Origin of the sequence: Cellulomonas sp. (assembly GCF_965229465.1) — a bacterium.
In the GTDB taxonomy this organism is placed as follows: Bacteria; Actinomycetota; Actinomycetes; order Actinomycetales; family Cellulomonadaceae; genus Cellulomonas.
Genome location: NZ_OZ245882.1, coordinates 78079 through 99120, shown reverse-complemented (window position 1 = coordinate 99120; position 21042 = coordinate 78079). Strand labels below are relative to the sequence as shown.

Annotated in this window: 15 protein-coding genes; 13 read left to right on the top strand and 2 right to left on the bottom strand. The window is 73.6% G+C overall.

The window, feature by feature from the left end; all coding sequences use genetic code 11:
- Positions 1-2: 2 nt before the first annotated feature.
- A complete protein-coding gene (locus tag ACO06A_RS00465; protein ID WP_421734212.1) occupies positions 3-383 on the bottom strand; it encodes a DUF4870 domain-containing protein in 381 nt (126 codons plus the stop codon).
- A gap of 190 nt (positions 384-573) precedes the next feature.
- Here ACO06A_RS00465 and ACO06A_RS00460 point away from each other — a divergent pair, with 190 nt between their 5' ends.
- Positions 574-1611 carry a hypothetical protein gene (locus ACO06A_RS00460; protein ID WP_421734211.1) on the top strand — a complete coding sequence of 346 codons (1038 nt, stop codon included), beginning with the start codon at positions 574-576 and terminating at the stop codon, positions 1609-1611.
- Positions 1612-1659: 48 nt separating this feature from the next.
- Here ACO06A_RS00460 and ACO06A_RS00455 read toward each other — a convergent pair whose 3' ends face one another.
- The gene (locus ACO06A_RS00455; protein ID WP_421734210.1) at positions 1660-2517 is read right to left on the bottom strand and encodes a DUF3097 domain-containing protein; all 858 of its coding nucleotides are present in this window, start codon (positions 2515-2517) and stop codon (positions 1660-1662) included.
- Positions 2518-2652: 135 nt separating this feature from the next.
- Here ACO06A_RS00455 and hrcA point away from each other — a divergent pair, with 135 nt between their 5' ends.
- The 12 genes from hrcA to ACO06A_RS00395 all read left to right on the top strand — a co-directional run bounded on the left by hrcA (position 2653) and on the right by ACO06A_RS00395 (position 21031).
- Entirely contained in the window at positions 2653-3675 is a 1023-nt protein-coding gene (hrcA, locus tag ACO06A_RS00450; protein WP_421734209.1) for a heat-inducible transcriptional repressor HrcA, read from the top strand.
- 61 nt (positions 3676-3736) lie between these two features.
- Entirely contained in the window at positions 3737-4864 is a 1128-nt protein-coding gene (dnaJ, locus tag ACO06A_RS00445) for a molecular chaperone DnaJ (protein ID WP_421734208.1), read from the top strand.
- A 22-nt stretch (positions 4865-4886) separates the two neighbouring features.
- Positions 4887-5645 carry a 16S rRNA (uracil(1498)-N(3))-methyltransferase gene (locus tag ACO06A_RS00440; RefSeq protein ID WP_421734207.1) on the top strand — a complete coding sequence of 253 codons (759 nt, stop codon included), beginning with the start codon at positions 4887-4889 and terminating at the stop codon, positions 5643-5645.
- A gap of 105 nt (positions 5646-5750) precedes the next feature.
- Positions 5751-6749 carry a PhoH family protein gene (locus tag ACO06A_RS00435; protein WP_175346591.1) on the top strand — a complete coding sequence of 333 codons (999 nt, stop codon included), beginning with the start codon at positions 5751-5753 and terminating at the stop codon, positions 6747-6749.
- 7 nt (positions 6750-6756) lie between these two features.
- Positions 6757-7209, top strand: coding sequence for an rRNA maturation RNase YbeY (ybeY, locus tag ACO06A_RS00430; protein ID WP_370505340.1), 453 nt, complete (start codon positions 6757-6759; stop codon positions 7207-7209).
- The gene (locus ACO06A_RS00425; protein ID WP_421734206.1) at positions 7206-8516 is read left to right on the top strand and encodes a hemolysin family protein; all 1311 of its coding nucleotides are present in this window, start codon (positions 7206-7208) and stop codon (positions 8514-8516) included. The genes ybeY and ACO06A_RS00425 overlap by 4 nt, the downstream gene beginning before the upstream one ends.
- Positions 8513-9442: a GTPase Era gene (era, locus tag ACO06A_RS00420; RefSeq protein ID WP_421734205.1), complete on the top strand. Its 930-nt coding sequence runs from the start codon at positions 8513-8515 to the stop codon at positions 9440-9442. Before ACO06A_RS00425 ends, era begins: the two co-directional genes overlap by 4 nt.
- Before the next feature lie 2 nt (positions 9443-9444).
- A complete protein-coding gene (locus tag ACO06A_RS00415; protein ID WP_421734204.1) occupies positions 9445-11034 on the top strand; it encodes an alpha/beta hydrolase family protein in 1590 nt (529 codons plus the stop codon).
- 106 nt (positions 11035-11140) lie between these two features.
- Positions 11141-12046 carry a PP2C family protein-serine/threonine phosphatase gene (locus ACO06A_RS00410; protein ID WP_421734203.1) on the top strand — a complete coding sequence of 302 codons (906 nt, stop codon included), beginning with the start codon at positions 11141-11143 and terminating at the stop codon, positions 12044-12046.
- Positions 12043-13368 carry an FHA domain-containing protein gene (locus tag ACO06A_RS00405; protein WP_421734202.1) on the top strand — a complete coding sequence of 442 codons (1326 nt, stop codon included), beginning with the start codon at positions 12043-12045 and terminating at the stop codon, positions 13366-13368. Before ACO06A_RS00410 ends, ACO06A_RS00405 begins: the two co-directional genes overlap by 4 nt.
- On the top strand, positions 13365-14930 hold the full coding sequence (locus tag ACO06A_RS00400; protein WP_421734201.1) for a serine/threonine-protein kinase: 1566 nt from the start codon (positions 13365-13367) through the stop codon (positions 14928-14930). Before ACO06A_RS00405 ends, ACO06A_RS00400 begins: the two co-directional genes overlap by 4 nt.
- Positions 14927-21031 carry an Ig-like domain-containing protein gene (locus ACO06A_RS00395; protein ID WP_421734200.1) on the top strand — a complete coding sequence of 2035 codons (6105 nt, stop codon included), beginning with the start codon at positions 14927-14929 and terminating at the stop codon, positions 21029-21031. The genes ACO06A_RS00400 and ACO06A_RS00395 overlap by 4 nt, the downstream gene beginning before the upstream one ends.
- Positions 21032-21042: the final 11 nt, after the last annotated feature.

Genomic DNA, 21042 nt, shown 5'->3' with positions numbered 1-21042 from the left:
GGTCAGCGCACCAGCTCCAGGCTGAACGGGTACCGGTACGAGCCGCCGCGCTGGACCGCGAGCGCCGCCAGGATGCTCAGGACCAGACTGACGATGCTCAGCGCGATGATGCCCAGCCAGCCGACCACGCCGATCACGGGGATCGACTCCACGACCCGGCAGATGATCAGTCCGATCAGGATGGTGAGCTGGAAGTTGAGTGCCACCCGGGCCTCCGGCGCCGCTGGGCCGCCCTTGTCCCGGTGGACCAGCCAGATCACCAGGGCGGGGATCCAGCCGGCCCAGACGTACGCCAGGATGCCGCCGAGGTGCGCCAGCATCGCCCACGTGCGGTCCTGGTCGGCACCGCTCGGGGGCGGGCTCTGGTAGGGCTCGTACGACATCGTGGCGCACTCCTCGTCGGTGGTCGTCGGCGTGACGGCACGCGCAGCCTACAGACGCGCGCACCCCTGCGCCGGGCGGTCTCCCGACTCGCCGACGTGCCCGGAAGGCCCGGTTCCTTGACAGGCGCCCTCCGGCCCCGGTTCGCTGACCGCCTGGGCGACGATCGCCCTGTGACCAGGGAGGCCACGCATGAGCGAGAACCCCGGCGGTACCCCGCCGCGCGACGACGAGCCCGCGAAGGCGGCTGAGCCGCCGACGGCGCCGGACCCCGTCGCGCCGCCCGTGCCCGACCCGGCTCCCGCGGCTCCGCCCGTGCCGCCGGCTCCGCCGGTACCGCCGGCGCCCCCCGCGCCCGCGTACGGGCAACCCCCCGCAGCGCCCCCGGCTCCGGCCTACGGCCAGCCGCCGGCCGGTTACCCGCCGCAGTCGTCGCCGTACGGCCAGCCCGCGCCGGGCGGCTACCCGCCTCCGCCGCCCCCCGGCGGCTACGGCCCGCCGGCTCCGGGCGCCTACCCGGCACCCGCGGGCGGCTACGGGGCACCGGTGCAGGCGTCGCCCATCGGTGAGGCCTACTCGTACGGCTGGAAGAAGTTCACGCAGTCGGGCGGCCTGTTCGTCCTGGCCGCGCTGGTGTGGTTCGTCGCCTTCATCATCGTGCTGTCCATCGTCGGCGCCATCTTCGGCGGCTTCGGTGCGCTGTTCTACCCGGACGGCGACATGTCCGCGGGACTCCAGCTCGGGTTCTCGCTGGGGACCTTCGTGTTCTCCGCCGTGGCCGCGATCGCCGGGTACCTCATCCAGGCGGCCTTCATCCGGGCGGCGCTGGACGTCACCGAGGGGCGGCAGCTCACGTTCGGAGACTTCTTCAAGATCGTCGAGCCGGGGCCGGTGATCCTCACCGCGCTGATCCTCGCGCTGGTGAACGCGGTGCTCAACGTCGTCCCGTTCTTCGGCGGGCTGATCGCGCTGGCGGTGAACTTCCTGCTGCTGTTCACCTTCTGGTTCGTCATCGACAAGCACCTGGCGCCGGTCGACGCCATGAAGGCCAGCTACCAGCTGGTCACGGCCAACCTGTCGACGACGATCCTGTTCTACCTGCTCAGCATCGCGATCTTCATCGCCGGCGCGATCGCGTGCGGCATCGGCCTGCTCGTGGCGGTGCCGGTCGTGCTGCTCGCGACGGCGTTCCTGTTCAAGCGGCTGCTCGGGGACCCGATCGCGGCCTGAGCACTCGTGGGCGCGGTGCCCGGCCGACCCCTGGTCGGCCGGGCACCGTCATGCCGTGACGAAGTCGATGAGCTCCTCGACGCGGCCCAGCAGGCTCGGCTCCAGGTCGGCGTAGCTGCGCACGGAGCGCAGGACGCGCTGCCAGGCACGGGCCACGTCGGCCTGGTCGTCGGCGGGCCAGCCGAGCTCGCGCAGGATGCCGTGCTTCCACTCGGTGCCGCGCTCGATGACAGGCCACGCGGAGAGCCCGATGCGCTCGGGGCGGACGGCCTGCCACACGTCGACGTAGGGGTGCCCGAGCACCAGGACCGTCCCGGTCGGGTGACCGCGGACGGCGTCGGCAGCGATCCGGCTCTCCTTCGACCCGGCGACGAGGTGGTCCACGAGGACACCGACCCGGCGGCCGGGCTCCGGGGCGAAGTCGCGGAGGGCGTCGGCGAGGTTGTCGACGCCGTCGAGCAGCTCGACGACCACGCCCTCCAGGCGCAGGTCGTCGCCCCACACCTTCTCCACCAGCTCGGCGTCGTGCTTGCCCTCGACCCAGATCCGGCTGCCGCGGGCCACCCGGGCACGCGCGTCGTGCACGGCGACGGACCCCGAGGCCGTGCGCGTGGGCCTGGCCGGCGCGGGGGCGCGGACCGGGGCGGTCAGGGCCACGGGCTCGCCGTCGAGCCAGAAGCCCCGGCCCAGCGGGAACGTCCGCGTGCGGCCACGCCGGTCCTCGAGGACGACGACGTGCTGGCCACCCGACTTCTCGACCCGCACGACGGCACCGACCCACCCCGTGGTGACCTCCTCGACGACGAGGCCGGTCTCGGCGGGCTGCGGGCGGCTGGTGCGGGCTGGCCGGTGGTGGGTCGAGCCGGAGCTCCCGAGCACGTCCGAGCCGTAGCGGTCCTCGTTCACCCGGGCAGCCTAGGGGGCGCCGTCGCGCCATCACCGGACGCCGCCCCGTGAGTGTCGCGCCCCCGGCGTAGCATTGGCACTCCTGTGCGGCGAGTGCTACTCACGGACTGCTCGAGCGACGGCGGAGGAGGCGACATGAGCGAGGACCGACGGCTGGACGTGCTGCGCGCGATCGTCGAGGACTACGTCGCCACCAAGGAGCCGGTCGGCTCGCGCGCGCTCGTCGAGCGGCACTCACTGGGCGTCTCGCCCGCGACCATCCGCAACGACATGGCCGCGCTCGAGGAGGGTGGGTACATCGCCCAGCCGCACACCTCGGCCGGCCGGGTGCCGACGGACAAGGGCTACCGGTTGTTCGTCGACCAGCTGTCGACCGTGAAGCCGCTGTCCAGCCCCGAGCGCCGGGCCATCGGCACGTTCCTGGAGAACGCGCAGGACCTGGACGACGTCGTGGACCGCGCGGTGCGCCTCATCGCCCAGCTGACGCACCAGGTCGCCGTGGTGCAGTACCCGTCGCTGCGGCGCTCGGCCCTGCGGCACGTGGAGCTCGTGCCGGTCGGCTCGCGACACCTGCTGGTGGTCCTCATCACCGACACCGGCCGGGTGGAGCAGCGCACGCTGGAGCTGGGCGCGGACCTGGACGAGACCGTCGTGGCACGGCTGCGGTCGCGCCTGAACGTCAGCGCCGCCGGGCGGCGGCTGTCCGAGCTGCCGGTCGCGCTGGGCGAGCTGACGGACGCGTTCGCACCTGCGGACCAGGTGCTGGTCAACGCCGTCGTCGCGGTGCTCGAGGAGACGCTGGCGCAGGAGTCCGAGGAGCGGGTGGTGCTGGCCGGCACGGCCAACCTCGCGCGCGTCGGCAGCTCCGACGTCCGTGCCATCGGCCCCGTCCTCGAGGCGCTCGAGGAGCAGGTGGTGCTCCTGCGGCTGCTCTCCGAGATGGCGGAGGACTCCGCCGCGGTCGCGGTGCGCATCGGCCGTGAGACCCAGCACGACGGGCTGTTCGAGACGAGCTTCGTGACCACCGGCTACGGCGACGAGGGCGGCGGCTCGGTGGCGCGCATCGGCTCGATCGGACCGCTGCGGATGGACTATCCCGGCACCATGTCGGCGGTCCGCGCGGTGGCCCGCTACCTGACGCGCATCCTCGCCCAATGACCCGTCCGACGACCTGTCCTGACACCTCCCCAGAGACACCTGGAAGCGAGCAGAGCCTGCTGTGACCGACTACTACGAGATCCTCGGCGTGCCGCGCGACGCGACGCCGGAGCAGATCAAGAAGGCCTACCGCAAGCTCGCCCGCGAGCACCACCCTGACGTCGCGGGGGACGGTGCCGGCTCCGAGGACACGTTCAAGGACGTCTCGCGCGCCTACGACGTGCTCGGCAACCCCGAGAAGCGCCGCGCCTACGACCTCGGTGGCGACCCGTCGTCGCCCGGGGGCGGCATGGGCGGCGGGTTCGGCTTCCAGGACATCTTCGAGACGTTCTTCGGCGCCGCCACGGGCGCGGCGGCGCAGCGGGGCCCGATCCCGCGCGCCCGCCGCGGGCAGGACGCCCTCGTGCGCCTCGACCTCGACCTCGCCGAGGTGACGTTCGGCGTGCACCGCGACGTGCCGGTGGACACGGCGGTCGTGTGCCCGACGTGCAGCGGGTCGTGCTGCCGCCCCGGCACGTCGCCCCGCACCTGCGAGGTCTGCGGTGGCCGGGGCTCCGTGCAGCGCGTCGCGCGCTCGTTCCTGGGCCAGGTCATGACCACCCAGCCCTGCGCGGCGTGCCACGGCTTCGGCACCGTCATCCCCGAGCCGTGCACCGAGTGCTCCGGCGAGGGCCGCGTCCGCTCGCGCCGGACCCTGTCCGTGGACGTGCCCGCGGGCGTCGACACCGGCACCCGGATCAAGCTCACCGGTCAGGGCGAGGTCGGCCCGGCCGGCGGTCCGGCCGGAGACGTCTACCTCGAGGTGCGCGAGCGCAAGCACGACACGTTCGTGCGGCGCGGCGACGACCTGCACGCGACGCTCGAGGTGCCCATGACCGCGGCCGCCCTGGGCACCGTGCTCACGCTGGACACCCTGGACGGCCCGCAGGAGGTCGACCTGCGTCCCGGCACGCAGCCGTCCCAGATCGTCTCGATCAAGGGCCTGGGCGTCGGCCACCTGCACGCCCCCGGACGCGGCGACCTGCACGTCCACGTCGAGGTGCAGGTCCCCACCGCGATGGACGACGAGCAGGCCGAGCTGTTGCGCCGGTTGGCCACCCTGCGGGGCGAGGAGCGCCCGGAGGCACGCCTCGCGGCCTCCAGCTCCGGCGTGTTCGCCAAGCTGCGCGACAAGCTCTCCGGTCGGTGAGCGTGACGGCGACGGCCGCATCATGAGCGCGCCAGTCTTCCTGGCCGAGCCCGGCACGCTGGACGCCGTGGCCGACGGGGGCACGTACCTGCTCGACGGCACCGAGGGCCGCCACGCCGGGGTCGTGCAGCGGCGCGGTCCGGGCGAGCGCGTCGACGTCGTCGACGGCGCCGGCGTGCGGCTCGTCGGGACGGTCGGCACCGTGACGTCCGACGGCGTGCTCGTGAACGTGCAGCGCCGCGTCGTCGAACCTGAGCCGTCCGTCGCGCTGGTGCTCGTCCAGGCCCTGGCCAAGGGGGACCGGGACGAGATGGCGATCGAGGCGGCCACCGAGGTCGGCGTCGACGCCGTGGTGCCGTGGCAGGCCGAGCGGTCGATCGTGGTGTGGCGCGGCGAGCGTGCGGCGAAGAGCCGGGCCCGCTGGCTGGGCACGGTCCGGGCGGCGGCGAAGCAGTCGCGGCGGGCGCGGGTGCCCGACGTGGAGGTCGCGCTCGACGGGCGCGGACTGGTCGACCGGGTCGCCGGGGTCATCGCGGCCGGGGGCGTGGTGCTGGTCCTGCACGAGGAGGCCACCGAGCCGATCGCCGCGACGTCGCTCCCCGGCGCCGGCGAGTGCCTGGTGGTCGTGGGTCCCGAAGGCGGCATCGGCGACGGGGAGCTGGGCCGTCTGGTGGAGGCCGGCGCACGGGCGGTGCGCCTCGGTCCGCACGTGCTGCGGACGTCGACCGCCGGGCCGGTCGCGCTGGCCCTGCTGGCGGAGCGGCTCGGGCGCTGGAGCTGATCCACGCGCTGCGCGGGATTCCCCTGGGCGCAGCCTCGTAGACTGAGCACGCACACCGTCCCTGAGGGCATCTGAGCGAAGGAGCGCACGGCGCACGCCGAGCACATGGTCGAGTCCACATCCGCAGCGCGCACCTCCGGCGCACCCGCGCGCGTCGAGCACCGGATCAGCGTCCCCTCCGAGGTCTCGATGGTCGAGCTGCTCGGACTTCGCGACGAGGTCCTGCGCACCATCGAGTCCGGGTTCACCGCCGTCGACATCCACGTGCGCGGCAACGAGGTGCGCCTCGCCGGCCCGGTCGGCGACGTGGCCCTGGTGTCGCGCCTGGTCGACGAGCTGGTCGAGATGGCGGCAGGCGGCACCCCGCTCACCCCCGACGTCGTGACGCGCTCGGTCGCCATGCTCACGGCCGCGTCGGCCGCCCGCCCCGCAGACGTCCTGTCGTTCAACATCCTCACCGGCCGCGGCCGGACCATCCGCGCCAAGACGTCGGGCCAGAAGGACTACGTCGACGCGATCGACCGGCACACCGTGACGTTCGGCATCGGGCCGGCGGGCACCGGCAAGACGTACCTGGCCATGGCCAAGGCCGTGCAGGCGCTCCAGGACCGCAAGGTCCAGCGGATCGTGCTGACGCGGCCGGCGGTCGAGGCGGGGGAGCGGCTCGGGTTCCTGCCCGGCAGCCTCTCGGACAAGATCGACCCGTATCTGCGCCCCCTGTACGACGCGCTGCACGACATGGTGGACGCCGAGTCCATCCCGCGGCTGATGGAGGCGGGGACCATCGAGGTGGCCCCGCTGGCCTACATGCGCGGGCGCACGCTGAACGACGCGTTCATCATCCTCGACGAGGCGCAGAACACCTCGGTGGAGCAGATGAAGATGTTCCTCACGCGGCTCGGCTTCGGCTCCAAGGTCGTGGTCACCGGGGACATCACGCAGGTCGACCTGCCGTCCTCGCAGACGTCCGGGCTGCGGGTGGTCGAGCAGATCCTGGCAGGTGTGGACGACGTGTCGTTCTGCCGACTGACCTCCTCCGACGTGGTCCGGCACCGCCTGGTCAGCGACATCATCGACGCGTACGCGCGCTGGGACAGGAGCTGAGGCGGCCGTGAGCGTCGAGGTCAACAACGAGTCCGGGTACGACGTCGACGAGGCGGAGTTCGCGGCGCTCGCCCGCTACGTGCTCGACGAGATGCACGTGCACCCGCAGACGGACGTGTCGATCCTGCTGGTCGGGACCGACGTCATGACGGACCTGCACGTCAAGTGGATGGACGAGCCCGGCCCCACGGACGTGCTGTCCTTCCCCATGGACGAGCTGCGGCCCGGGCGGGAGGGCGACCCGACCCCTGCCGGACTCCTGGGTGACGTCGTGCTCTGCCCCGAGGTCGCAGCACAGCAGGCGCGCACGGCGGGGCACTCGACGGCGGAGGAGCTGCTGCTGCTCACCACGCACGGGATCCTGCACCTGCTCGGCTACGACCACGCGGAACCGGAGGAGGAGAAGGAGATGTTCGCCCTCCAGCGTCGGCTGCTGCTGACGTTCCTGGCGTCCCGATGACGGACATCCCCGTTGCGCTCCTGATCCTCGTCGCGGTGCTGGGCATCGCCACCGCGGCCGTGCTGTCCGCGGGCGAGGTGGCCGTGATGCGCATCTCGCGCGCCGCCGTGACCGAGCTCCTGGCAGACCGGCACCCCGCCGCCCACCGGGTGCGCGCCCTGGCTGAGCACCCCGCGCGGGTAGCCTCCGCGGCGGCGTTCGTCCGGCTCGTGGCCGAGATGACCGCGACCGTCTGCCTCACCCTGGTCGTCGCGTCGGCGGGTCTCGCGTGGTGGGCCGTCCTGCTCGTGACCGTCGCCGTCTCCGGCGTCATCGCCTTCCTGCTGGTCCGGGCCAGCCCGCGCACGTTCGGCCGTCGGCACCCGGTCACCGCGCTCACCTCGCTGTCGCGGGTCCTGGTGGCGGTCACCGCGGTGGCCGGTCGGCTCGGTGCGGTCGGTCGCCCCGCCGCCGGGTCGGCCGAACAGGACGAGGACGAGCTGCGGGACATGGTGCAGCGCGTGAGCGAGTCGGACGTGATCGAGGACGAGGAGCGGGAGATGTTCCGCTCGGTGCTCGAGCTCGGAGACACCCTCACGCGCGAGGTCATGGTGCCGCGGACGGACATGGTGACGGCCTCCGAGGACACCCCGTTGCGCAAGGCCCTCGCGCTCCTGCTGCGCTCGGGCTACTCGCGCGTGCCCCTGGTGGGCGACTCCGTGGACGACCTGCGCGGTGTGCTGTACCTCAAGGACGTCGTCGGCCGCCTGCCGATCGGGCCCGCCGGCGGGTCGGACCGACGCGAGCAGGAGGCGATGCTGAATGCCCCGGCCTCCTCCCTGGCGCGTCCGGCGGTGTTCGTGCCCGAGTCGAAGCCGGTCGACGAGCTGCTCCGCGAGCTCCAGGACGGGACGTCGCACATGGCGATGGTGGTCGACGAGTACGGCGGCATCGCCGGCCTGGTCACCATCGAGGACGCGCTCGAGGAGATCGTCGGCGAGCTGACCGACGAGCACGACCCGACGGCGCCCGTCGTCGAGGACCTCGGCCACGGCGTGTTCCGCGTCCCCGCCCGGCTCGGCCGGGACGAGCTGGGCGAGCTGTTCGGCCTCGAGGTGGACGACGAGGACGTCGACACCGCGGGCGGGCTGCTGGCCAAGGCGCTCGGCAAGGTGCCGCTGCCCGGCTCCGCCGGAGACATCCACGGACTGCACCTCGTCGCCGAGCGGGTCGAGGGCCGGCGTCGTCGCCTCGCCACCGTCCTGGTCAGCATGGTCGACGCCGACACCCCCGCCTCGAACGACACGACCCACGGAGCCTCCCGATGATGACCACCTCCCACACGTTCCGGTCAGGGTTCGCCTGCTTCGTCGGCCGGCCCAACGCCGGCAAGTCGACGCTGACCAACGCGCTGGTCGGGCAGAAGGTCGCCATCACGTCCGGGCGCCCGCAGACCACGCGGCACACCATCCGCGGCATCGTGCACCGCCCCGACGCGCAGCTGATCCTGGTCGACACCCCCGGCCTGCACCGGCCGCGCACGCTCCTGGGCGAGCGGCTGAACGCCCTGGTCAAGGACACGCTCACCGAGGTCGACGTGGTCGGGTTCTGCCTGCCCGCCGACCAGCGGGTGGGTCCGGGCGACCGGTTCATCGCTGAGCAGATGAGCGAGCTGGCCCGCGACGGCCGCGGGACCCCCGTGATCGCCGTGGTCACCAAGGCGGACCTGGTCGGCAAGGGGAAGCTCGCCGAGCACCTGATGGCCGTGCAAGGACTGGGGGAGTGGGCCGACATCGTGCCCGTCTCGGCCACCTCGGGCTACAACGTCGACGTGCTGGAGAACGTGCTGATCGGGCACCTGCCGGAGGGCACCCCCCTGTACGCGGAGGGCGAGCTGACCGACGAGCCCGAGGCCGTCATGGTCGCGGAGCTGGTCCGGGAGGCCGCGCTCGAGGGCGTCCGGGACGAGCTGCCGCACTCGCTCGCGGTGGTCGTCGACGAGATCGTGGCGCGCGCCGAGCCGGCGGCGAACGGCGTGCCGATGCTGGACGTGCGGGTGCACCTGTTCGTGGAACGGGACAGCCAGAAGGCCATCATCATCGGCAAGGGCGGGGCGCGGCTGCGGGACGTCGGCAGCCAGGCGCGCCGCGGGATCGAGGCCCTGCTCGGCGCCCGCGTGTACCTGGACCTGCACGTCAAGGTGGCCAAGGACTGGCAGCGTGACCCCAAGCAGCTCGGCAAGCTGGGCTTCTGAGCATGCTGAGCTCGGACGAGCGCACTGAGCCGCGCGAGGACACGGTCGTGGGCCGCCACCTCGGCAGGTCGTACCGCCTGCTGGCGAGCACGGCGCTGGGGATCGTGGTCCTGGCGATCCTGGGCGCCGTCATGGGCCCCCAGTGGGACCCGGTCCCGTTGGCCGACCCGTTGACCGTCGTGACGACGTCGACGGCGATCGGGGACGCCGCACCGGTGCGGACGTACCCGGTGCGCACCTCCGTGGTGACCGTGCAGCTGGACGGCGCCACCATCGACGCCCAGGTCAGCGAACCCGTCGGGCTGGACGGTCCCAAGCGCGGCGTCGTGTTCGTGCACGGCGCCGGCACGGGTCGCTACGACACCGCGTTCCTCGAGCAGGCGCACGCGCTGGCCGCGTCGGGGATCGTCGCGATGGTGCCGAACAAGCGGCTCGACACGTACACGACGCGGCACCGCGACTACGTGCTGATGGCCGCGGACTACGACGCCTCGGTCGCGGTGCTCCAGTCGTTCCCGGGCGTCGACCCGGATGGCGTCGGCATCTACGCCGAGAGCGAGGGTGGCTGGATCGCCCCGATCATGGCGGTGCAGGACCCGACGATCGCCTTCGTCGTCCTGGTGTCGTCCCCGGTGGTGCCGCCGAGGGAGCAGGCCGCGTTCGCGGTGGACTCCTACCTGCGCAACACCGGCGTGCCGCACGGCGTGTTCCGGGCGATCCCGCGAGCGGTCGGGATGTCGCTGCCCGGGGGTGGGTTCGAGTACGCCGACTTCGACGTCACCCCGTACCAGCGCCAGATGACGCAGCCCGTCCTCGTCGTCTACGGCACCGGCGACGCCTCGATGCCCACGATCCAGGGCGCCCAGCAGGTCCTGCGGGACACGGCGATCGCGGGGAACGACGACGTCACGGTGCGCTACTACGAGGGTGCCAACCACGGCATCCGCGTGCACGGGGACGTCGACTCGGCGTTCCTGCGGGACCTGTCGGGCTGGGTCCTGGGCCTGCCCGGCACCGGGGACTCCGTTCCGCGCATCGCCGGGGCCCAGCCGGAGCAGACGTACGTCGCCGCCCCGGTGCCGGAGCCGCGGTGGTTCGGCGACGGCGACGTCGTCCTGGCCCTCGCGCTCGCCGCCGTCGCGCTCATCGTGCTCGGCCCGCTCGCCGTCCTGGTCGCCCGGGCGGTCGAGGAGGCGGCCGACCGCGTGCGGCGGCAGCGCGGCACGCCCGTGGCCGTCACGGGACCCCGGTTCGCCCGCGGGGTGCTCCCGTCGCTGGTCGCCCTCGGCTTCGGAGCGATCCTCACCGTGGTGGCCCTGGTCTGGTACATCGTCGCGGTCGCCCGGCTGGCGCTGGACTACGAGCGCAACGACCTCGTCGTGCAGGGCGGCTGGGTGGCCGTGCGCGTGCTGGGCGTGGCGGTGGTCGTGGTGGGTGTCCTGCTGCTGCGACGCTGCCGTCGGGTCCGCCAGCACGGGGGGCAGCCGGCGCCGGGCATCGTGCGGACCGCCACCCTGTGGGGTGGTGTCATCGGCTCGGTGGTGCTGCTCGTCGTCCTTGCCTACTGGGGCGTCTTCCAGCTGGGGATCTAGCCACAAATCGGTCGAAGTTGTGTACCAGACGCTCAGGTGGGGCACGATGTGCGCCGATGACTGAACGGGCGCCCGTCGGGGCCGTCAGAGGGAACCAGGAGGCCGCGTGCGCACGTCGTGGGGGTCGGCGACCGACCGTGGCCTCGTCCGCGAGGTGAACGAGGACGCCCTGCTCGCCTACCCGCCGGTCTTCCTCGTCGCGGACGGCATGGGCGGGCATGACGCAGGCGACATGGCCAGCCGGATCGCGGTCGAGGAGTTCGCCCAGCTGGCCGGGCAGGCCGCGGCCACCGCCGACGACGTGCACGCGTGCTTCGACCGGACGGCCGCGCGGATCCGCACCGAGTTCACCGGCGGTCGCCAGGGCGGCACCACCGTCGCCGGCGTCGCCGTCACCGAGCACGACGGCGGCTCGTACTGGCTCGTCTTCAACGTGGGCGACTCGCGCGTGTACCTGTTCTCCGGGGACCAGCTGGAGCAGGTGAGCGTCGACCACTCGGTGGTCCAGGAGCTGCTGGACCTGGGCGAGATCGACCAGACCGAGGCGGAGACGCACCCTGACCGGCACGTCCTGACCCGCGCCCTCGGCACGGGGGACCCGCCCGAGCCCGAGTACTGGCTGCTGCCCGCTGGGCTGCACGACCGGCTCCTCATCTGCACGGACGGCCTGACGAGGGAGGTCGGCGACGACGCCCTCGCCCAGGTCCTGGCCCAGACGGGTGACCCGCAGGACGCCGCGGCGCTGCTGGTCCGGCTCGCCCTCGAGCACGGTGCCCGGGACAACGTGAGCGCCGTGGTCGTCGACGTCGCCACCGCGGCCGGTGCCCACGACGACGTGCACATCACCGTGCCCCGCACCGGGACCGAGCTGGGCACCCACGTCTGGGACGAGATGCTCAACGGCGTCACGGTCCCGCGGCGGACGCGGACCGCCACCCAGCCGATCCCACGCGTCCGCCCGGAGGCGCCCACCCCGGACGCGGCCACACCGAACGAGGAGATGCCGTCATGAGCGTGCCCGAGTACACCACCGGCACCTGGACGGCCGTCGTCCGGCCCGGCTTCGTCGCGCTGCTCGGTCCGGGTGCGGCCGAGTCGACCGTCCGCGCCCTCTGGCAGGACGCCGGCGAGGGCGTCTTCGCGGCGCTGGCGCTCCTCGCTCGAGACGGCTTCGGGGGGCTGCCGCCGTTCGCGGTGGTGTCCGTCGACGGGCAGCGCGTCCATGCGGCCCTGCGTGGTGACGTCGAGGTCGTCGTCGAGGTGGGCGGTCGGCAGGACGTGTGGCGCTCGGGCGAGGTGAGCACGTGGACCGAGCGGGTGCTCGAGGGTGTGGCCGACGTGGCTGTGCAGGTGGAGGACGCGGCGATCGCAGGGGACAGCCTGCCGCTGGCCGACGGGGTCGTGCGGGCCTCGCGCGTGCGCGTGGGGCTGACCGCCCGCACCGAGGTCGTCGCCCGGGAGGCCCACCCCGAGACCGGGCCGGCGGCCGTCGTGGAGCAGGCTCCGGTCGAGCCGACGGTCGTGGAGGCCGACACCGAGGCGCCCGTGGCCGACGAGCCGACCGTGGTTCCCGAGCCGGCCGTGGCTGAGCCCGTCGCCGAGCAGGCGCCCGACCTCGACCCGGTCGTCGCCGAGGGGGACGAGGTCGGTACCGCGCTCGACGCCGAGGGACCCGTGACCGAGATCATCGACGCGGTCGTGTGGGACGAGCCGACCCAGGTCGAGCTCGTGCCGCTGACCAGGCAGGGCGAGGACCACACCGACCCGGCCGGCGTCGTCGCCGAGGCGGAGTCGTTCCTCTCGACGCCGGCACCGCCGCGCACCACCTCCACGGACGGGTCCGCGCTGCCCGTGGCGGTCGGCGCCGCGTCGCTCGACGACCACGACGGCCTGACCATCCTGTCCACGGACCTCGCCGAGATCCGCGACCAGCTCCCGTCCTGGGCGTCCGACGAGGTCCCCGGCCCGTTCCGGGTGCCCGAGGTGGCCTCCGTCGCGGCCCGGCTGGTGCTGTCCACCGGCCTGGTCGTCCCCCTCGACCGCGCCGTGCTGCTCGGCCGCGCCCCCCAGGTGGCCCGCGTGACCAACCGCGAGCTGCCGCGGCTCATCACGGTGCCGAGCCCGCAGCAGGACATCTCCCGCACCCACGCCGAGGTCCGCCTGGACGGCGACCACGTCGTGGTCACCGACCTGGACTCGACCAACGGCGTCCACGTCGCCCGCGCCGGAGAGGGCGCGCGCCGCCTGCACCCGGGGGAGCCCAGCGTCGTCGGCGTCGACGAGGTCGTCGACCTCGGTGACGGGGTGACGTTCTCGGTGGAGCGGGGTTCGTGACCGCACGCCGCGAAGCATCGACGCCGCCTCGCCTGCCGGGCTACGAGTACCTCCGGGTCCTCGGCCTGGGCGGCTTCGCGGACGTCTTCCTGTACCAGCAGGAGCTCCCGCGGCGTGAGGTGGCGGTCAAGGTGCTGCTGGCCGGCAGCCTGGACGACGAGGTGCGCGCGCGGTTCCAGCAGGAGGCCAACCTCATGGCCCAGCTGTCGCACCACCCCTCGATCGTCACCATCTACCACGCGGCCATCGCCGCGGACGGCCGACCGTTCCTGGTCATGGAGTACTGCTCGCGACCCGGTCTGGCCGAGCGGTACCGGCAGGAGCGGATCTCCGTCGCCGAGGCGCTGCGGATCGGCATCCGGCTGGCGTCGGCGGTGGAGACCGCGCACCGCGCCGGGATCCTGCACCGCGACATCAAGCCCGCGAACGTGCTCACCACCGACTTCGGGTGGCCGGCCCTGACCGACTTCGGCATCGCCGCCACGACCGGTCACGGCGGCGGCGCCACGGTCGGCATGTCGATCCCGTGGTCGCCCCCGGAGCTGCTCGGCGAGCACCCGACCGGCGACGAGCGCTCGGACGTGTACTCGCTGGCGGCGACGATCTACTCGCTCCTCGCCGGACGCACCCCGTTCGAGGTGCCCGGGGGGCAGAACACGGCGCAGCAGCTGGTGTCCCGGATCGAGCGGTCGCCACTTCCCCCGACCGGCCGCGACGACGTGCCGTGGGGTCTGCAGGACGTGCTCGAGCGCGCGATGGCGAAGCACCCGGCGCGACGGTTCGCGTCGGCTGCGGCGGTGGCGCGCGCGCTCCAGCAGGTCGAGGCCGACCTGCGCCTGCCGATCACCCCGCTGGACCTGACGGACGAGTCCGACAGCGGGCAGGACCGCGGCATGCCGTTGGAGTCTCCGGACGGTGGTCGGGAGGACGCGACGCGGCTCCGCTCGATCGTCAGCGTGGCCCCGGAGGCTGCACCCGCGCCGCCGCCGGGCGCGGACGAGCCGACGCGGATGCGCGGCGTGACGTCGGTCGCCCCCGAGCTGGCGCCGGTGCGCCTGGGTCCCGTGCGTCCGGCAGGACCGGTGTTCGTCGCGCCCACCCCACCGGAGGCGGTCGAGCCGGTCGAGACCCAGCAGCGCGGACGGGCGCGCCTCGTTGCGGGCATCGTCTCGGGTGTCGTCGTGCTCGCGGCCGTGGTCGCGATCGGTGCCGCGGCGCTGCGCGGAGCGCCGGACGACCGACCCTCGTCCACGTCGGACTTCACGCAGGGCGACGACCCCACCCGGATCCAGGACGTCGTGCCGGCCCCGGCCGGGCTGGAGGGCGTCCGCCAGGCGGACGGCTCCGTGGTGTTCACGTGGGAGAACCCCGACCCGCAGGACGGCGACCAGTACCTGTGGGGCGTCCTGCAGGCGACGGGGGAGCCCGTCCTGGCCGTGGTCGACGTCGCCAGTGCGACCGTGCCGGCCGACGCGGCGGCGGGACAGGTCTGCGTCGAGGTGGCGATCGTGCGCGCGGACCGCCGGGTCTCTGCCGATCCGGCTCAGGGGTGCGCGCCGTGAGATGGGGATCGCTGCGCGGGCGGGCGACGACGGCGGCCGCGGTCGTCACCGTCCCGGTGCTCGTCCTCGTGCTCGCGCTGCTCGACCAGGGCTTCCCGCTTGCCCGCCTGGACCTCAACGACGGCGGCGTCTGGCTCACCGCGACGAGCAAGCTCCAGCTCGGGCGGTACAACGCCCAGGTGGAGGAGCTCAACGGCGGGCTGGCCGCCTCGGGGAGCACGTTCGACGTGCTCCAGGACGCCGGTGACGTGCTGCTGGTCGAGCCGGGCTCGATCGCCGTCGTCGACCCGGCCTCCGTCACGCTCACGACGCAGGTCGCCGTGACCGGTGCGACCGTGTCGATGGCCGCGGGCGTCGTCGCGGTGGTCGACGCGGACGGCAACGTGTTCGTGCGCCCGATCTCCGGGCTGGACTCGCTGCGGGTCGCCACGGACACCCCGGACGTCGAGCTCGGCGAGGGCGGGGCCGTCGTCGTCGCGCGCAGCGGTGCGGTGCTCGCGGTGTCCCCCGAGGACGGTGCGGTGACCCGGGTCGACCTGGTCGACGGTGCGCCGCGCGCGACGCCGCTGGGCGAGCTCGGCGCCGGAGCGGTGGACGGCATCAGTGCCGTCGGCGACGAGCCGGTGGTGCTCTCGGGCTCCACCGTCCGCACCCTGAGCGGCTCGACCGAGCTCGACGGCGACGAGCTGACCCTCCAGCTGGCCGGACCGCAGTCCTCCCGCGCGCTGGTCGCCAGCCGCACGGCGCTCCTCGAGGTCCCGCTCGGCGGCGGCGACGTGGTCGTGCACGAGACGGGCGGGTCGGGGGCGCCCGCCGCACCGGTGCAGGTGGGCACGTGCGCCCACGGCGCCTGGGCCTCACCGGTCGGCTCCTACGCCCAGCTGTGCGACGACGAGCAGGCGAAGGTCAGCAACCTCGAGGGCATGTCGAGCGCGGACGTCCTCGCGTTCCGGGTGAACCGCCAGGTCGTGGTGCTCAACGACACGCTGCGGGGACGCCTGTGGATGCCGCTCCAGGACACCGACCTGCGCGTGCCCGACTGGACGCAGGTGGAGCCCGAGGAGCAGCCCGACGAGGCCCAGGAGGAGACCGAGACCTCCGACACCACCCAGGACCTGGTCACCGAGTGCTCCGCGGAGACGGCTCCGCCCACGGCCGCGGACGACGAGTTCGGGGTGCGGCCCGGGCGCACCACGATCCTGCCGGTCATCGACAACGACTCGTCCGCCGACTGCGGGATCCTCGTCGTCTCCGAGTTCGACCCGCTGCCCGCCGAGTTCGGCCGCATCGAGGCGATCCACGGCGGTCGCGCCCTCCAGGTGGCCGTGGCGGCCGGTGCCACGGGATCCGCCCAGCTGACCTACACGATCACGGACGGCCGGGGCACGAACGCGCCGTCGACCGCGTCGGTGCTCCTCACCGTCCATGACGCTGCGACCGACTCCGCCCCCGTGCAGGTGCGCACGGGAGCGCTGGAGGTGGAGCAGGGCGGCCAGGCGGACCACCAGTCGCTCGCCGACTTCACGGACCCGGACGGCGACGACCTGGTGCTCGTCGGGGCGACGTCCGACCCGACCTGGGGATCGGTGCGGTTCCGGCAGGACGGCTCCGTGACGTTCAAGGCCGACGGCACGCAGCTGGGCCGGACCACCGTGACGCTCCTGGTGTCCGACGGCACGTCCACGACCGAGGGGCGCCTCGACGTCGACGTGCGCGCGGCAGGCTCGCTGGCTCCGCAGATCGACCCCGTGCACGCCGTCACCTACGTGGACCAGCCGGTGACCCTCCGCCCCCTCGACGCGGTGCGCAGCTCGTCGGCGGAACCGGCGCGGCTGGCCGGTGTGGACGACGTCGTCGGCGCCACGATCACCAGCGACCTCCAGGGCGGGACGTTCACGTTCAGCGCCGCCCGGCCCGGCAGCTACTACGTGCAGTTCCTGGTCTCCGCTCCTCCGCAGCAGGCGCAGGGGCTGGCGCGCATCGACGTCCGCGCGTGGCCGGAGACGCCGGAACCGCCGGTGGCGGTCCGGGACCAGGCCTTCCTGCCCGCGGGCGGCGAGGTGACGATCGACCCGCTGGAGAACGACAGCGACCCGGCCGGCAAGATCCTCGTGCTCCAGTCGGTCGAGGTGCCGGACGGGTCCGGTCTGCGCGTGGCGATCCTGGAGCACCACTTGGTCCAGATCAGGTCCGACCGCACCCTGGACGGCCCGGTGGCGCTGCGCTACGCGGTGTCGAACGGGCAGGACACCGCGACCGGCGAGATCGTGGTGCACCCTGTCGCGCCGTCGACGGTCTCGCAGCCGCCCGTCGTGCCGAACGTCGAGGTGAGCGTCCGGACCGGCGGCGTGGTGACGATCCCGGTGCTCGAGGACGCGTACGACCCGGACGGCGACCGCCTCACGCTGCTCACGAAGCTCGCGGAACCGCTCGGCGAGGGACAGGGGCTGCTCTTCGTCTCGGGAGACGTCCTGCGCTACCAGGCTCCCGACACGGCGCTCACCGCGTACGCGACGTTCGCCGTGCAGGACGCGACGGGCAACGTGACGGCGGCGACCGTGACGGTCCGGGTGCACGAGTCGGACGCGAGCACAAAGGCTCCTCCGCGCCCGCTCGACCTGGTCGCCCGCGTGTTCGAGGGCGACACCGTCCGCATCCCGGTGCCGCTCGTCGGGATCGACCCCGACGGCGACGGCGTGACCCTCCTGGGCCAGGCGTCCGCCGCCGCCCGGGGCCGGATCACCGCCACCGGGCCCGACTGGCTGGAGTACTCCGCACTGCCCGGAGAGCTCGGCACCGACGAGTTCACCTACGCCGTCGAGGACTGGGTGGGCCAGCGCGCGGTCGCGACCGTCCGCGTCGGCATCAGCCCGCGTCCCACCGGGGCCGCGCCCGTCGTGGCGCGCGACGACGCGGTCACCGTCCGGCCGGGCCAGCGGGTCGAGGTGCGCGTGCTGGCCAACGACGTGGACTCCAGCGGCGGGGAGCTGTCGCTCGAGCGCGAGCTGGAGCCGGCGGACATCGGCGCCGAGGTCCAGGGCCGGCGCATCGTCGTCCAGGCGCCTGACGCCCCGACGGTCCTCCAGATCGCCTACACGGCCACCAACGAGCGCGGCGGGCGGGACACGGCGGTGCTCACCGTCACGGTCGACGACGACGCCCCGGTGCTGCCGCCGATCGCCCGCGACGTGGTCGTCCCCGCCCTGGACACCCTCGGGCGCACGGAGGTCTCGGTCGACGTCCTCGCGGTCGCGCAGAACCCGAGCGGCCCGCTGAGCGACCTGGCGGTCTCGGTGCCCGGGTCGCAGGCCGACGTGGCGCGGGTGACCGAGCGCGGCAACGTCGTCGTCACCCTCGTGGACCACGCCCAGACGCTGCCGTACCTCCTCACCAACACCACCGCGCCCGCCGGGACCGCCACGTCGTACGCGTTCATCACGGTGCCGGCCCTCGGCTTCTTCCCGCCCACGCCGCGGCCCAAGGCCCCCGAGCTGCGGGTCGCCTCCGGCGAGACGCTGGTCATCCCGCTGGGCGAGCAGGTGCAGGTGGCCCCCGGCCGCGAGGCCTCCATCGCCGACCCGCTCGGCGTCACGGCCGTCCGGTCGGACCAGTCCAACCCGGTGAAGGACTCCACGACCCTCCAGTTCACGTCAGCACCCGGGTACGCGGGGCCGGCGTCGATCACCGTGCCCGTCACCGACTCGTCGGGCCCCGGGGACACCTCCGCACGGACCTCGGTGATCACCCTCCAGATCACCGTCTACGCCGTCGACGACCACCCCCCGACGTTCGCCCCGTCCGTCATCGACGTCGCCCCGGGGGAGGCCGCGGTCGCCGTCGACCTGCGCGCGTTCACCACGGGACCCGAGGGCGCGAGCCCGACCGACAGCCGGTACTCCTACACGCTCACGTCGGCGGTCCCGGTCGGGTTCAGCGGCGGCATCACCAACGGCATCCTGAGCATCGCGGCCGACGAGACCACGCAGAAGGGCACCACCGAGCGGCTGCCCGTGCGCATCGGGTACGGCCGGACCGGGTCCTTCGAGCAGACGATCGATGTCCGCGTCATCGCGAGCACCCGACCGACGATCCGGCTGCTGCCGTACACGGTCGAGGACGGCGTCGAGGGCAGGCAGTCCACCGTGAACGTGCTCGAGGGCGCGTTCAACCCGTTCCCGGACTCGCCCATGACGGTCGTCGGCGCCACCGTCGAGACTCCGGGCGCCGGGACGGCGGTCGCGTCGTCGAGCACGGTCAGCGTGCGTCCCGCCGACGGGTTCATCGGCCAGATGGTCACGCGGTTCCGCGTCCGGGACGTCACGGGCGACCCGGACCGGGAGGTCGAGGGCCGGATCGTCGTCGTCGTCCGCGGGAAGCCGGCCACGCCGACGGCTCCGCGCGTCGGCGAGGAGCGCGACCGGACCGTCGTCCTGTCGTGGGACGCGCCGGACAACCGCGGGGCCGTGATCACCGGGTACCGCGTCGTGGCGAGCCCGGGGAACATCGTCCGGCAGTGCGCGAGCACGACCTGCACGATCGACAACCTCACCAACGACGTCGAGTACACGTTCACCGTCGCCGCGCAGAACGCCGTGGACTGGTCGGAGCCCAGCCCGCCGTCGGCCACGGCCCGGCCGGACGCCGTGCCCGACGCCCCCGCTGCCCCGACGCTCGAGTTCGGCGACGGCTCCGTCCGCGCCACCTGGACCGCGCCCGTGTCCGCCGGGTCGCCCGTGAGCAGCTACACGCTCGAGATCTCGCCCGCACCGCCCGCCGGTCCGGCGTCGGTCACGTCCGCCTCGACCAGCTACACGTTCAGCGGGCTGAAGAACGGGACCGCCTACTCGGTCCGCGTGCGCGCCCACAACCGGGCGCCGGAGCCCAGCGGGTGGTCACCGTCGTCGCAGCCGATGGTCCCCGCCCGCGCCCCGGACGCGCCGGAGGTGACTGCGACCCCGACCGACTCGACGCTCGGCCGGGTGATCGCGATCGCGTGGACGGTGCCGGCCGACAACGGCGACGCGGTCGCGCAGTACGAGGTCGTGGTGGAGGGCCCCAACGGGGGTACGTACCCGCAGCCCGCCGGCACGCAGCAGATGACGTTCAGCGACGCTCAGACCAAGTACCCGTACCGGGTGTCGGTGCGCGCCAAGAACAAGGCCGGCTGGGGCGAGGCAGGGACCGTGACGGCGTCGACCTTCGGGCTCCCGACCGCTCCGTCAGTCCTCACGGCGAACGCGGTTGCCGGCGCGGGCCGGATCGACCTGCGCTGGTCCGGTGCCGACGACAACGGCACGCCGATCCAGTCCTACGTCATCCGGCTGCCCGACGGCAGCGAGCTGGACGTCGGCAACCGGACCTCGTACTCGATCGAGAACCTCACGGGTGGCCAGACCTACGCGTACCAGGTGCGCAGCGTGAACGGCGCCGGCTCCAGCGGCTGGAGCGCGGCCGCGTCGGCTCGTGCCACGACGGCTCCGGGCCGGCCCACCGTGACGGTGACGGTGACCAAGAACGGCACCGGCGGCCGTCCGACCGAGATCACGATCACGCGGAACGACGTGGCCGACGGCGGCGCACCGGTGGCCTATGTCTGGAGACTGACCAGCAACGGGAACGACCCGTTGCCCGACGGCCCGCCAGGTACCTTCTCCGGCACCACGGCCGTCGTGGACGTCTCCGGCTGGAACCTGCCGTTCCAGGGCGCTCGCGTGACGGCGACCGTCACCGCGAGCAACACCTACGGCCCCACCGTCGGCACCGGGTTCGCCGACGTCGCCTGGGGCCAGGCGCCGGGCGCGGTCACCGGTCTGACCCTCACACCGAACGATCCGGTCGCCCCGACGCGTGCCCTCGCCGAGTGGGTGGCGCCTACCGACGGCGGGATCGGGATCGACTCCTACCGGCTCTGCTTCAGCATCAACGGCGGAACCGCGCGGTGCGAGACGGCGAACGGCTCGCCGTACGACGAGCGCCTCGACCGGGTCGGACCGACGGTGACGGGTGACGTGGTGTCCGTCGTCGTCACCGCCACCAACTTCCGCGGCACCGGGCCGGCGACCTCCGCCTCGTTCACGGTCGGCACCCCCACGTCCCCATGACCCACCCGCAC

Coding starts and splice junctions, on each gene's coding strand:
- ACO06A_RS00465 (WP_421734212.1), bottom strand. CDS start 383: ATGTCGTACGAGCCCTACCAGAGCCCGCCCCCGAGCGGTGCCGACCAG.
- ACO06A_RS00460 (WP_421734211.1), top strand. CDS start 574: ATGAGCGAGAACCCCGGCGGTACCCCGCCGCGCGACGACGAGCCCGCG.
- hrcA (WP_421734209.1), top strand. CDS start 2,653: ATGAGCGAGGACCGACGGCTGGACGTGCTGCGCGCGATCGTCGAGGAC.
- ACO06A_RS00440 (WP_421734207.1), top strand. CDS start 4,887: ATGAGCGCGCCAGTCTTCCTGGCCGAGCCCGGCACGCTGGACGCCGTG.
- ACO06A_RS00435 (WP_175346591.1), top strand. CDS start 5,751: ATGGTCGAGTCCACATCCGCAGCGCGCACCTCCGGCGCACCCGCGCGC.
- ACO06A_RS00425 (WP_421734206.1), top strand. CDS start 7,206: ATGACGGACATCCCCGTTGCGCTCCTGATCCTCGTCGCGGTGCTGGGC.
- era (WP_421734205.1), top strand. CDS start 8,513: ATGATGACCACCTCCCACACGTTCCGGTCAGGGTTCGCCTGCTTCGTC.
- ACO06A_RS00415 (WP_421734204.1), top strand. CDS start 9,445: ATGCTGAGCTCGGACGAGCGCACTGAGCCGCGCGAGGACACGGTCGTG.
- ACO06A_RS00405 (WP_421734202.1), top strand. CDS start 12,043: ATGAGCGTGCCCGAGTACACCACCGGCACCTGGACGGCCGTCGTCCGG.